The organism is Agrilactobacillus fermenti (assembly GCF_047943045.1).
Taxonomy (GTDB): Bacteria; Bacillota; Bacilli; order Lactobacillales; family Lactobacillaceae; genus Agrilactobacillus; species Agrilactobacillus fermenti.
The window spans coordinates 398,112-412,160 of the sequence record NZ_CP181347.1; the positions used below are offsets into that span (position 1 = coordinate 398,112).

Genomic DNA, 14,049 nt, shown 5'->3' on the forward strand with positions numbered 1-14,049 from the left:
AAATAATGCACCTTGAAATAGATAGCTACATAAATTTTGAATCGGTAGGCCCAGTGGTATTGCTTCAACGGTGCTTATTACGTATGATTGTTTAATAGGTATCTAAATCAAGGACTAAAGTGTGGTGATCAAATGACTTATCAAGACCGGCCAAAGCAGTTTAAAGCAGACATTGAAACTGGAAAAATAAAGAAATCAGCTTTGTTAGCGGCATTTAAGGCTAAACAAGCTGAAATTCATAAAAGTACGCCTTCCACAGTCGTAGCTGATGAACTAATCAACAACCCAGTGAACACAACACGAATTAAAAAATTAAAAAAACAAAATCAACAATTACAACGTCAACGGCAACAAGATAAAAAACATTTGCATGAAAAAGAGCAAGAAAATCAACGCCTGAAAAAGCAATTAGCTCATGCGCGTCAGCAACGTTCAATCGCCCAAACTAATCTAACTCAGCGAGACCATATGGTTTCAGCTTTGCGGGTTCAACTACAACAAACCAAAGATATTGTCATTTCTCAGCAACAGACATTGGATCAACAGGCACAGATTGTAGCTCAAAAGACGCAAGAATTAAAAAAGATAAGAGCTAAATTAGCTGCTGTCTATGATACGGATACACATATGCAATCTATTGAGGTTAAAAAACAACTTAAGCAGGCCAATAAGAAAGTGAATGCATATGAACAACAGGTTTCTAAATTAAATCAAAAAATTATACGCATTAGAAAAAATCAGGAACGAAATCGCCAAATTGTTCGTGTACCTGCGCGCGCAACTTCTATGAATACGCCGCAAGCACTACTAAAGTCAATGAAGCATATGTTGACTACTGATCCAATTCAGTCATTCAAAGGGTTATTCAAACTGTATGATTTGTATTTTGATCGTTTACGTGAAGAATTACCTAAAATGCCGCTTCAAAATCATAAGGCTAGGCGTTCTGAGATTTCAAAATCAAGTTATCAAATTTTGTATGGTGTGCTTCATGAAGACACAGCAGAACCAAATGACATGGTTTTTATAGCTCTGGATGGCACTCGCTATGGGGGTGTTGAGATCTCTGCCAAAATGCCATTGAAGTTTGGGGACGTGTATCGTGGCCGTTATGACTTCGATTCAGATACTTTCCGTTTAACCCATCATTATCAGACGGCTCAACAAAGAGTTCAAATTGAAACAGCACATGCTGCCAAGAAACAAAAAAAGGTACAGACCGAAACGCTGGGTTTCATTGATCAATTTAAACAGCAGCACCCGGACTATCAAGACTTTTTGACTGGTAAAAGAATTAGAATAGTCAGCTGGTATCGCCGGGCCAGTTATTGGACCGTTTTTCAGGAGTTTAATGTTGATCTTAAGATTCTGGATCCTTCTGAATTAAGTGCTCAGCGCATATATAGCGAGTTAGAAAAGGCGGATGTTGATTTGGCTTATATCTTGACAGGCGGCTCACATCATATCAATAGCCAGTTCTATAAAGACCGGCCAAGTCAGCACCCAGAACGGATCAAAATTGTTGAAGCGATTTCACCAAAAGAAGTATTAGCGGCCGTTTATAGTCATTTTAAATCTGCCTACACTCGCGAACACTCAAAATGAGTCTATTATCAAGTGTATTTCGCTTAAATAGTCAAAGTAATCATATTTTAGACCGATTATTGGCTCAATATGGATCATATTAATCAGTTTTGGGAGACACGACAATGTCGTTGACTGGAATCAAAATATCTAAGGAAATCAAAGCCCGGATTTTAATTACCATCTGTTTTATCCTGCTAAGTTTGATTTTTATCTTACCTGTGTGGGCTTACCCTAAAATTTTAGTGAGTGCTGATGATAGTCTCTTTCACATTCCACGCTTAATTAGTCTGCAAAATGCGTTGACCCACGGCCATTTATTGCCAGGTTATGATTTTAATACTTTTGGGAATGTTGGTTCTGCCATCAATATTTTTTATCCTTATGTTACCACGGCACTACCTTTGGTTTTGATTCACCTGGTTGTTCATAATTGGATCCCTGCTTTTTTGATTTTTTTATTTTTGACGACATTAGCAACTCTGGAAATTGCCTACCATTGGTGTAAAAAACTGCTGCAGAATGATGTGGGGGCTTTTATTTTTTCGGTTATCTATACCTACGCCACTTATCGTATCGCCTCAGCCTACATGCGTCTAGATCTGGGTGAATATATGGCTGCGATGATCCTGCCCATTATTTTTGTGAGTTTAGAGTTATTGCTGCAAAAGCATGATGGGCACCAATGGTATTGGCTTACGATCGGGATGAGTTTTTTAATCTATACGCATCTATTATCAGCATTATTAGTTGTTGGGTTAATTTTGATACGGCTGCTGATTAGTTTGCCAATGATCAATAAAAAAGTCATGATGGCGCTCATAAAGGCAGCTGGCGTCACCTTATTGATTAGTGCCTATCAAGTAATTTCTTTACTGGAACAGTATCATTATCAGCCGTTGCACAGTGTGAGTACGGCCGCACTTGAACGTATTCTAAAAACGCCAGCCCAGATGCTAAAATTTAGTGTGAACAATAACGTTTTTGTTTATACCATCGGTACGGTTGGCGTGATTGCCCTAGTGATCATTCTAAGCCAGCTGACAAAACTACAAATAAATGGTTTTGATTTAGGGCCAATGGCATTTTTAGGTTTCTTGACCTTTTACTTAACAACTGATTTATTTCCCTGGAAGCAGCTAAATCATACGCCATTTGCGATCATACAATATCCCTATCGGTTTAATTTTTTCGCTACTTTTTTTATTTTATTTGTAGCTGCGGCTATTTTAGCCAAAAGCAATCAAAAAAGCAGTGCACTGTTAATGATCAGTGCACTGACGATTACAATGTTGCTATTTGTTAGATCCACCAATGAAATTATTCATAAATCTTGGCGTCAAAATGTTCCTTTCGTTAGCCTAGAGCATAAAGTAGCGATCTCTGATTTTAAAAATTTTACAACCACAGACTACCGGCCAGTCACGACAGAGCCCTATGATAATGACATCAACCACCATATTGCGGTGATAGGCCAACAACGCAAGCCAGTGCTGGTAACGAGTACAGCGGATCATTATGCTGTCAATCTAACGACTACTAAGAATAATCAAAATGTTGATCTGCCAATCATCAATTATCGAGGTAACCAAGTTTTTTCTGATCAGAAGAAAATTCCAACGACAATTTCACCAAGAGGCACGCTGCAAATGACCTTAAAACAAGCTGGAAATCATCGATTATTGATTGACTATCAACCAACTAAGAAACGTATTTTTGCGAGTATCATTTCGGTCATCGCCTCAATTGCACTTATAAGTAACCCTTATTTCACAAAATATGGCCTGAAAACGCCCAGTTGGCATGGTAAAAAGTAAAACTTGAAAAATAAAAGCACTGTTATGATGCCGCATCTATGCTGTGACAAGTGTTTTTAATTTTTGGGTAATAATAGGGTCATAAAAAAGTCGATAGCCAGCCGCATTAGGGTGGGTACCAGTGCCGCCAACAGCATGATTGCTGCCATTCTGGTCTACTGTGTCGTAGGAATAATCATGCTGATATGACTTCAAGAAACCATTAAAGTTACCTGCTGTATAAAGGTCAGCCACCATGATCGACCATTTACGCATAATTTTTAGAGCTGTAGCTTGCATGACATTTTGCACGCGTAAATCCCGTGCCGGTGTTTTATGGGTAGCGATATAAAGCAGTTTAGCTCCTTGGTATTTCGTTTCCAACAAGCGGTAAATGGTTTCTACAGCGCCACAATAAGTTTTAGAATCGAGCGCATCATCATAACCATAAGTGATTTGGCCCATGACTTGGGGATCATCGACTACCTGGGCATAGGCATCATTAGCTACCGCATCAAAGACGATAAGATCTGGTACTTTTGTCGGTGCATTTTCAATTTGGATCACGATGTTATTCGGATCCGTGGTTCTTGCAGTGGCGCCATTAACGCAGAACTTTCTGTAAGTCATTTGATTAGCTTGACCAATATCGTCCACAAAGCTGGTATTTGCCATATGGCCGTTAACAATGCTGGTGCCGAACGCATAGAGAACTTTGCCATTTAATGGATTGTTTGATTTTTCCGTCATATTTTCACCCTCAATAAAATAATAGAATTATATACTCATATTGTAATCGCTTTACAAAAGATTAATAGGGGCTATTCTAGACGAAAAACCAGAGAATTTAGACAAACAAAGCCGGGTATTTTTTGCCTTTGACGACTGTTTAGAAGTTAGCTCAAATAACCTCAAAAATCAGATATTATATCTGTTTCTGAGGTTATTTTTATGTTTAAATTAAAAGAACGAATCAAAAAAATGTCACTTAGCAGCTGTTCAAGGCTAAATTGGACGTTAATCTAAATTGGAGTTTACCAGAATGAGAAAAGTAACCTTAGCAGTTGGCCTATTCGCGATATTTCTGGCTGGTTGTTCAATGCAGCAGCCAGCCGTTAATCGCAATCATAAAACTGAAACAGTTCAGGATCACAGTAAGTCAAGCCATTATTACCAAGCTGTTCTAGCTGCACAAAAGAAGGGCAGCGAACAGCGTCAAACTTTAGCCGCAGTTACCAAACAATATATTGGACGTACGGATTCTGACGCTAGTTCTAATCGTGATAGCGTCATGGTCTATCCAGGTAAGGTTAAGGCTTATACCGGTCGTGTTAGGGGTTATAAAGGGATCGTTGTTTCGGGAGTTGTCACTAACTGGCACTCCCATGCAAGGTCAGCCAACCATGAAGTTTTGACCGAATATGAGCTTCTGGTAAATCGGCAGCTGACTTTCCGCGCAAAACAAAATTTGGAGGGGACCACTATCAAAGTTTTGCATCTTGGCGGCTATACAACGATTGGGGACCAGATGGATGGCGTGCCAGATAAACCACAGGTAGCCGCAGCTGAAAGCGAAAAAGTTGTCTTTACGGAGCACATTTCCAGTCCGCTTCCAAGAATTGGCGACCAAATCTTCATTGCCTTAGTCCCGAACGATCGGCAAGCTAATCTAAACTTTCATAATCAAAACCGCTTCTCTAAAACAGATATTTTTTCATTAGCTGCTGGCGATACTTGTTATTTTTTTTTTAACAAGCAAACGAAGCAATATGAAGCCAGAATTGCTGACCCAGAAACTGGACAACTTAAAGCGACCAATTTAAACAGTGGGGAAGATGATGCTTACCAAAAAGCTCGACGTGGAATGTTAGCAGATGTGAACCGGCATTATCGTACGACTGCTATTTCAAAATAATGATTTAATTTTAAACGTGTGCCAAAAAGCAACGCCCTCACCTAACCGTGAATGACTCAAACGGAAAACCCACCATTTTTCGTAATTCTGGTTAGTGCTCGGTCGCTGAGCGCTTTTTGTCACACTCTATTCAAACTGGGCTTGGTACAACTTGGCGTAAGCGCCGCCCTGGGCCAATAAACTTTGATGTGTACCAGTTTCGACAACTTGGCCATCATCTAAGACGACGATTTGATCTGCATTGTGAATTGTGGATAAGCGATGGGCAATGACTAAGCTGGTACGAGATTGCATCAGATTGTTTAGCGCGTTTTGAATAGTTTTTTCCGACTCATTGTCTAGGTTTGCGGTGGCTTCATCTAAGATGACAATTTGGGCATCTTTTAAGAGGGCCCGGGCAATGGCTAAGCGTTGGCGCTGCCCACCAGAAAGTTTAATGCCCCGTTCGCCGACCTGAGTATCTAGTTGATTTGGTAGACCAGCGATAAAAGTTTTGATATCAGCCAGTTCAGCCATTTGCCAGATTTGGGCGTCAGTTGCGTCTTGAGTACCATAACGAATATTGTCCCGGATCGTCCCATCAATAATGGCGATATCTTGGGAAACAATGGCAATATTTTGCCGTAGGGATTGTAATTGGATTTGCGTAATTGGTAAGTTATCGAAGTAAATCTGACCTTGATCGATATCATATAAACGATCAATCAATTTGGTGATTGTTGATTTACCAGCACCAGAGTGGCCAACCAAAGCGGTTTGCTGCCCATAAGGTATTTTGAAAGAGACATCGGTCAATGCGGCATGTTTGGTTTTCTCGGTCGGATCATCTGCTTTGAAAGTGAAATAAACATGGTCTAAAGTGATGCCCTGCTTTAATTGCGGCATGGCAACGGCGGTTTTGGCGTCGATAATCTTTGGCTTGACTTGCGTCACAGCCTTGATACGACTATACGAAACTAAGGATTGCTGCAGCTGATTCAATAGGCGCGTGAAAGAACTGATGGGATTTTGCAGCATACTGACATAGCTCAGGTAGGCAACGAGACCCCCCACGGTGAGCTGGTGCTTAATGACAAAATAGGCGCCCAGCAGTAAGACGATTGCGACCCCAAGGTAATTCACACCATCGACTAAAGGTGAAAAGATGGCTTGATTCTTGGTGGCATTGATCATATTCATCTTATTTTGATCAGCATATTTGCCGAAAGTTGTTGCTTCTGAATCTTCACTGGTATAACTCTTGATCAAATCAATTTGGGTCAAAGTATTTTGCATTTGGTTGGACATTTGTGATTGGGATTGCCGTACTCGAATGAAGGCAGCATGGATCCGATCGCGAAAATAACGATAAATAAAGAAAGTCAGAGGGAAGGTCAAACTAACGGCCAGCGCCATTTGCCAATTTTTGTAAAAAATAAAGCCCAGCACGCCAATGAAAGTAAATAGGTTACCGATCATAGCTAACATGTTGGCAGAAATTAAACTTTGCATATTATTGATGTCACTGGTCAAACGCACCATCAAATCACCGGTTTTACTAGATTCGAAGAAGTGCGTGTCTTGATGCAAAATATCATTATACAGTTGGGTGCGTAGATCGGTGATCGCTGTCTGGCTCATCACACCCATGTAATAGGTTGAGATGAAGTTAAAAACACCTAGGACAATTGCAGTCAATAAAAGTAAGCCAATACTAATCAGGAGTAACTTGAAGTGAGCTTGCGGAATCACTTTATCAATGATGAACTGCTCGATTTGCGGGAGCACAAATTGTAAGAGCGTGATCACCGTCAGCGCTAAAATATTAAGGCCTAAGATCCAGCGTTTCTTCAAGACATTGCGAAAAACGAAGTGAAACATTTCTTTGATTGTTGGATTTGTTTGCGTCATATTAGCGGCCTCCTTGTCCAGAGAGTAACTATAAAGCATCAAACTTAAAAGCGCAAAGAAAATGCTTAGGTACCTAAATTATGCTTTTTATAGATCATTATTAAATTAAAATTGAAAATTAAGTGATTGTTGGTTAAGCTAACTATACTGACTTATGATAAGTAACTATACTATTAGCACTTGCAGAATTATTATCAGTCAGCGCTAGGCAATTTTATTAACAAAAGGAGTCGATCATATTTTGGCTAAAATAGAACAAATGCCGCTTACATTACGCTCAGGCGTTACTTTACCGAATCGGATCATGATGTCGCCAATGACAACGCAGCAAAGCTTTTATAATGGGACAGTCACTCGAGATGAGATTGCTTATTATGCAGCGCGGGCAAAAGGACTTGGTGCTGTGATCACTGGTGCAGCCAATGTGCAAGCAGATGGTAAAGGCTGGCCGGGTGAATTAAGTATTGCTGACGACCAAATGCTACCTGAGCTTACCGAACTAGCTAAAGCGATTCAAGCGAAGGGTGCCAAGGCGATCATTCAAATTTTTCATGCTGGTCGGATGACGGATCGTGCCACACTTGGCGGTGTTCAACCCGTCTCAGCCAGTGCGGTGGCGGCCCCACGACCAGGGGCAGAAACACCACGAGCAATGACGCTTGCTGAAATCGAACAAGTGATCAAATCTTTTGGTGCGGCGACCAAGCGAGCTATTGAAGCTGGCTTTGATGGGATTGAATTGCATGGGGCGAATACTTATCTGATCCAGCAATTCTTTTCCCCACATTCTAATCGTCGGACAGATCAATATGGTGGGGATCGGCAAGCTCGGTTTACTTTTATCAAAGAACTATTGACTGAAGTTTTTGAAACTGTGCATCAGTATGCTAAGCGCCCCTTTATTGTCGGTTATCGGATTTCTCCAGAAGAGTTTGAAACACCAGGTATTCGTTTTGCGGATACTTTATGGTTATTAACCCAGCTCCAAAACTTTGATCTAGACTACATTCATCTATCTGAAAATGATTATCAGCGGATTGCTCAGGATCCAGATTATCAAGATCATAGTATGCTGTTTTATGTCCATCAAGCTTTGCAGGGGAAACTGCCATTGATCGGTGTCGGTAATGTCCGCAATCGCCAAGATGTGACACAAGTTTTGGCGGATGCAGAATTAGTAGCTGTGGGCCGGCAATTGATTTTCGACCCTGATTGGGCACTAAAATTACAGCAGGGTGCCGATGAGACGATGCTGACCGCACCTTTCAAAGAGGCACTCAAGAGCATACCTTTGAATACACCATTGCGTGACTTTGTTGCTACAATGGTCTAGAAATTAATTTTGCTCATTGTGAATTAAATATTTATGAAATAAAAACCCGTAAAAAATAGTGCCACTTTTTACGGGTTTTTATCTATTTTAAAGGGTATGTTATTTTTTGATTTACTTTAACATAAGATATGTAAGTGATTACATAATTGTCAATCAATTATCAGCTTAAATCGTTTTTAATTGAGCATAATTGGTAATAAATTGGTGGCTGGTCATTTAAAGCGTCCCCAAGCCATCATTAAATATTTTATACCAATCGTTCCACAAGCTTTGAATCTGAATGATTAAAAGGAGCGTCGTAATGACAGAAAAAATTTTAATTTCTAAAGATACAAGTGTTGTGACGGATTATACCAATGATGTCTTGCGCAATGCAGCTAGAATTTTGACTCGAGACATTGCACAGACCGTGACTGCTCAGGGCGACAAAAATGAAATCGCTTTGATCTTGGATAGTGACCGTGATCAAGATGAAACATTTTTGGTCACGCAAGTGGATGATAAGCGTGTAGAAGTTCATTCTGGTACCGCACGTGGTGTGATGTATGGTGCTTTAGCTATTTCAAAGCAAGTCTTAAAGATCGATGAATTTTGGTTTTGGTTAGATAAACTACCAAAACCAACGCCTTATGTCACTTTGCAAGATACGACACAGTTAAGGCTGCCAAGATATCATGTGAAATACCGCGGCTGGTTCGTCAATGATGAATTACTTTTGAATCATTGGGAATATCGGGAATCTACGAAGAATGTTTGGGAAATGATTTATGAAACTTTGTTGCGCTGCGGTGGCAATATCGTTATTCCAGGGACAGATACCAATGCACATTTGAATCGTGCCGATGCGGTCAAGATGGGGCTGATGATTGCCCATCACCATGCAGAACCTTTGGGCGCTGAAATGTTTTCGCGGGTTTATCCTGATTTAGATGCCTCATATCTCAAACATCCAGACCTTTTCAAAGCTCTGTGGCAAAAGAGTATTGATGAACAAAAGGATAATGATGTGATTTGGAACATTGGCTTTAGAGGTCAAGGGGATCGCCCATTCTGGTTAGATGATGATCATGAATATACTTTGGCAGAAAAAGCAGCCGTCATCAATAAAGTCATTAAGATTCAGTATGACATGGTCAAAAAAGCGGATCCTAATGGACAATGTGCAATCAACATTTATGGTGAACTAACAGTTCTTTATAATGCTGGGTTACTGGACGTCCCTAAAGACGTGATTCAGATTTGGGCTGACAACGGCTACGGTAAAATGGTTTCGCGTCGGCAATTGAATGATGATCCGCGTTCTGAGATTTTGAAAAATGGAGACCCTAGTATTTCTCAAGGTATCTACTATCATGTGGCTTTCCACGATTTACAAGCTTCCAATTTTTTGGCGTTGCTGCAAATCGACCCGCATTATGTAGCCAATGAACTCAATAAAGTTCGGGCAGCAGGGATGGATGACATGGTGATGTGTAATACGGGGAACATCAAACCCCACATTCTCTTCTTAAGATTGATGATGCAATTTTGGCGGGAAGACTTTGAAGTCCAGTCTAATGCTGAAATCTTAGCGGACTATGTTAATACCTACTACGAAACAAATCAAACAGAAATTGCGGCTTTATATCAAGCTTACTTTGATATAACCTTCAATTATGGCAAGCATACGGATCAAAAAGCCGGTGAGGAATTTTATACTTACACGTTACGGAAAATCATCGCCACGTGGATCGCTCAAAAGCAAAAACTGCCGGAGATGGAGTGGTTAACTGGCGATAAGAAGTTTATTGGTCAACTCGCGCAGATCGACGAACTGATCAGTGACCATGTCAAACCATTTGCCAAATTAGCCAACCAAGCTCGCTTGCTATTAGAGAAATTGCCAGCTGAAGATAGTCATCGGTTATACAACGACCTCTGGTTAAGCATTGCGGTACATGCTTATCCATTAAAAGCACTCAAATTAACCATTGATGCTTTTGATGCCTTCTTTGCCGACACGGATGATTATTATGTCAATTCGTTCTTATGTGCTAGTCAGGCAGCTGAAGCGTTGGATCAAGTTTTACAGGCTTGGCAAAATAACCCTACTAAGAAATGGGCTCATTTCTACGACAATGATTGATATACCAATATCTCGTTAACTATTGAGACTTTGGGCACGTTACGGAATTATATTCGCATCATTGGTGATGGTCCTGATGAAGATCAATGGGAACGGCAATATTTGATGGCTAAGAGTGATGCCAAGATTATGTTACTGTCTAATACACATAAAGCCTATGATGATGATGAATTAGCAACGCGGTTACTAGGACTGAATAAATTTAATCAAACACAAGGCTAATTTTGCTCAGCCACTATATCAGCCACTATAAAGGAGGATAGAGGTCAGCCATTGCCATGGATTAATTTCTGCATTTATTTATGTAAGCGTTTGTGATAGCTATTGTTTTTAATTATTAATTAAAGGAGTTTACGAACATGGAAACAAAAAGTCATGATAATACCCCCGTCGAACACGACGGCTGGAATGAGTATGCCAATAAATCCATTTATCATGCCCATGGCAAAGTTGGGGTGACTCGCTCCATTGGTTTTGGTCTGTTCTCATTCTTTAGTATTTCGATGCAGGGCTTAGTCGGAGCTTGGCTGTTATTCTTCTATACCACATTTTGTGGTTTGACTGCTGGGCAAGGGGCCACGATCTTCTTAATTGGCCGTGTCGCTGATGCGATTGCCTCACTAGTTATGGGGAATATTTCTGATAATATTTATAAATATAAGTTAGGCCGAAAATTTGGTCGGCGGCATATTTTCATTCTAGTTGCCGCACCATCAGTTCTATTTGCCATCACGATGTGGGTTGCTGGCATGGGCTATTGGTACTACTTAGTTACTTATATTATTACCACCGTATTGATGTCTGTCTTACAAATTCCTTGGGAAACTTTACCAAATGAAATGACTAAGGATTATAACCAACGGACAACCATGTCCACTGCTCGGATGGTTATCGCTGGTTTAGGGAACATGTTAGCCCAATTGGTACCCGCCCAATTATTCCATTTCTTCCCTAAGACTTCACCAACACCATACTTATTGATGCAAGCTGGTTTTTCAATTGTCACTTTCTTCTTGATTTTCATTACTTATAAGAGTACATGGGAACACTTTGTGACTAAGGAAGAAGCTAAGAGGATCGAAGCTGAAGCGTTACGTGAGAATAATGGTCAAAAACCAAACTTAAAATCTGAGCTCAAAAATTATTTCTCAACCTTTAAGATCAAGAGTTTCCGGATCCATATGGGTATTTACCTAAGTTCATATTTTGCTTCCATTTTATGGTCTACCGTTTTTGTTTACTTTATCGTCTTCGTTGTTGGTAAAACAACGAGTACCTCTGGTTTCATACAGTCTTTAAGTATTGTTTCTGTGCCAGTTACGTTACTAGCTGGGTATATCGTCACTAAAATTTCACCAAGAATGCTTTATACTTTTGGGTATTCTTTGATCTTGATCAGTTGTCTAGATTGGGCCTTCGTTGCCTTGACTAAGCCAGCAAATGTTATGGTTTGGTTAGTTATCGGTACATTATTGTATGAAATTGGACTTTACATCTTATACTTTGTCCCTTGGAACGTCTTCCCATTCATTCCTGATGTCGATACCTTAGTCACTGGTAAAAACCGGGCTGGCTTATTCGCTTCAGTCATGGTCTTTATCAACCAGATCAGTCAAGGGCTAGCTTCTGTTGTTGCAGGCTACTTACTTGACTTCGGTGGTTTTCGCGAATCTACGAATGGAGCTGTAACACAGCCTGCTAGTGCCATTCACATGATCACATTCGTTGTTTCCGGTGGTGTCGGGATCATGATCCTATTAGCGCTCTTCTTTGCCAGCCGCTTTAAGTTGAGTAAGAAGACATTCAATGTGTTAGCTGCTGAATTGAAACGGCTCCAAGATGGCGGCAGCACTGCTGATGTTGATCCGCATACTAAAAAAGTTTGTGAAGATTTAACTGGTGTGCCATATGACTCCATCACTGCTTGGGAAAAGAATGATACAGTCACCAATAAATCTTAATTGATTACATTTAGTCATTAAAAAGCTCATTCTTAATTTGAATGAGTTTTTTGCGTCAGAAAAATAAATTATTAAAGTGTAGAATAAGTTTAAATAGATGTGATTGGAGTTAGCGGGCATGAAACGACAGCGTTGGTTTTGGGTGATCACGATTGGTGTGGTGTTATTAGCATTCATCGTTGGGTTAAACTTTTCAAATCATTTTAAGGTCGCACCAACGGCTCAGCCTAAGACAAAACTGACCTTTGTTTGGTGGCGTGGTGACCGACGTAATGAGGATTACATTAAAGCAATTCGTTTATATGAACGCCGGCACCCGGATGTGGAAATTGATTATAAATATTACACCTGGCATGATTATTGGCAAAATTTGTCGGCAATGATCGCTGGTGGGAAAGCACCAGACATTATGCAGATGGATATCATGTATGTGGCTGAATATGGTCGACGGGGGTACTTGAAGGATCTTAAGCCGTTGGTTCAACAAAAGTTGATTCATACAGCTGCCATTGAGCCATCGGTACTAAATAGTGGTGTCATTGATCACCATCTCTATGCCTTAACATTGGCGGTCAATGCGATGGGCACATTTAGTAATGCTAAATTGCTAACGACGACAAGTTCGACAGCACCTAAAGATTTTACTGATTGGATGACTCAGATTGAGCAAAGTCATCAAGCTACTGGTAAATATGGCTATGTGGATAACGGCGATGTTTATGTGCCCTTAGAATATTACTTACGTACGCACCATCAGGAATTGGTTCAGTACAATGCCCAAGGCTATCCGGTGGTCGGGTTTGATAAAGCAACATTTATTGCTTTTTTTGATGCTTTTTATCGGGCTGCTCAGCAACAGGCAATTCCTAGTGCGGAGTTAGCCGCAAATACAAAAAGCATGGATGAAAATCCCATGGCAACAGGAGAAGCAGCTTTTCATCAGAATTGGTCAACTACTTATCTGTGGTACCAATTAGCAGCAAAACGGCATCAGCAGAACTTAACCTTGACGATGCCTTATGCCGCTAAGCAAACCCATGCCCTGTATTATCATCCAACCTATATGTTAGCCATCAGTAAGCAAACCAAACATGCCAAAGCAGCGGCTAAGTTTATCAATTATATGGTCAACAGTAAAATCGTTTCACAGAAATATATTGGTGCCTGGCTCGGGTTGCCAGCCAACCAAACGCTACAAAAGCCCTTGGCAAAAGCAATCCAACAGCAGCCAGCTGAAAAGGCAACGATTGATTATTTGCTGCAGATCAATCCTTATACTAGTCGCCCAGCACCTACGCCACCAAGTGGTTTTATTGAAATCAATGATACGTTGAATGATATTTATACGCAGGTGTCTAAGGGACAAATGACGGGTGAAGCAGCGTATGAGGCCTATATGGCTAAATTTAAGACTGTCATTCAAGTCAATTACTAGGGGTAAGCTA

The 14,049-nt window shown here is 40.5% G+C and carries 10 protein-coding genes; 8 read left to right on the forward strand and 2 right to left on the reverse strand.

Annotated elements, in window-relative coordinates; genetic code table 11:
- Positions 1 to 132: 132 nt before the first annotated feature.
- Both ACNAN0_RS01815 and ACNAN0_RS01820 read left to right on the forward strand, forming a co-directional pair.
- Positions 133 to 1,605 carry a hypothetical protein gene (locus ACNAN0_RS01815; RefSeq protein WP_416353695.1) on the forward strand — a complete coding sequence of 491 codons (1,473 nt, stop codon included), beginning with the start codon at positions 133 to 135 and terminating at the stop codon, positions 1,603 to 1,605.
- Between the two features lie 104 nt (positions 1,606 to 1,709).
- Positions 1,710 to 3,401, forward strand: a complete 1,692-nt coding sequence (locus tag ACNAN0_RS01820; protein ID WP_416353696.1) for a 6-pyruvoyl-tetrahydropterin synthase-related protein — start codon at positions 1,710 to 1,712, stop codon at positions 3,399 to 3,401.
- 36 nt (positions 3,402 to 3,437) lie between these two features.
- On the opposite strand, the gene ACNAN0_RS01825 is transcribed toward ACNAN0_RS01820, so the two are convergent.
- Positions 3,438 to 4,130: a GDSL-type esterase/lipase family protein gene (locus ACNAN0_RS01825; protein WP_416353697.1), complete on the reverse strand. Its 693-nt coding sequence runs from the start codon at positions 4,128 to 4,130 to the stop codon at positions 3,438 to 3,440.
- A gap of 292 nt (positions 4,131 to 4,422) precedes the next feature.
- On the opposite strand from ACNAN0_RS01825, the gene ACNAN0_RS01830 reads away from it, so the two are divergent.
- Complete coding sequence (locus ACNAN0_RS01830; RefSeq protein WP_416353698.1) at positions 4,423 to 5,295, forward strand: hypothetical protein; 873 nt, start codon at positions 4,423 to 4,425, stop codon at positions 5,293 to 5,295.
- 126 nt (positions 5,296 to 5,421) lie between these two features.
- Here the strand turns inward: ACNAN0_RS01830 and ACNAN0_RS01835 are convergent, their stop codons facing one another.
- Entirely contained in the window at positions 5,422 to 7,185 is a 1,764-nt protein-coding gene (locus ACNAN0_RS01835; RefSeq protein ID WP_416353699.1) for an ABC transporter ATP-binding protein, read from the reverse strand.
- A gap of 259 nt (positions 7,186 to 7,444) precedes the next feature.
- On the opposite strand from ACNAN0_RS01835, the gene ACNAN0_RS01840 reads away from it, so the two are divergent.
- The 5 genes from ACNAN0_RS01840 (at position 7,445) to ACNAN0_RS01860 (ending at position 14,039) form a co-directional block, all read left to right on the forward strand.
- Positions 7,445 to 8,518 (forward strand): NADH-dependent flavin oxidoreductase, encoded by a 1,074-nt coding sequence (locus tag ACNAN0_RS01840; RefSeq protein ID WP_416354218.1) that lies wholly within the window; start codon positions 7,445 to 7,447, stop codon positions 8,516 to 8,518.
- 301 nt (positions 8,519 to 8,819) lie between these two features.
- Positions 8,820 to 10,643: a glycosyl hydrolase 115 family protein gene (locus ACNAN0_RS01845; protein WP_416353700.1), complete on the forward strand. Its 1,824-nt coding sequence runs from the start codon at positions 8,820 to 8,822 to the stop codon at positions 10,641 to 10,643.
- A gap of 30 nt (positions 10,644 to 10,673) precedes the next feature.
- Entirely contained in the window at positions 10,674 to 10,865 is a 192-nt protein-coding gene (locus ACNAN0_RS01850) for a hypothetical protein (RefSeq protein ID WP_416353701.1), read from the forward strand.
- Between the two features lie 137 nt (positions 10,866 to 11,002).
- Positions 11,003 to 12,604 carry an MFS transporter gene (locus ACNAN0_RS01855; RefSeq protein ID WP_416353702.1) on the forward strand — a complete coding sequence of 534 codons (1,602 nt, stop codon included), beginning with the start codon at positions 11,003 to 11,005 and terminating at the stop codon, positions 12,602 to 12,604.
- A gap of 118 nt (positions 12,605 to 12,722) precedes the next feature.
- Entirely contained in the window at positions 12,723 to 14,039 is a 1,317-nt protein-coding gene (locus tag ACNAN0_RS01860; protein ID WP_230913280.1) for an ABC transporter substrate-binding protein, read from the forward strand.
- The last annotated feature ends 10 nt before the right edge of the window (positions 14,040 to 14,049 follow it).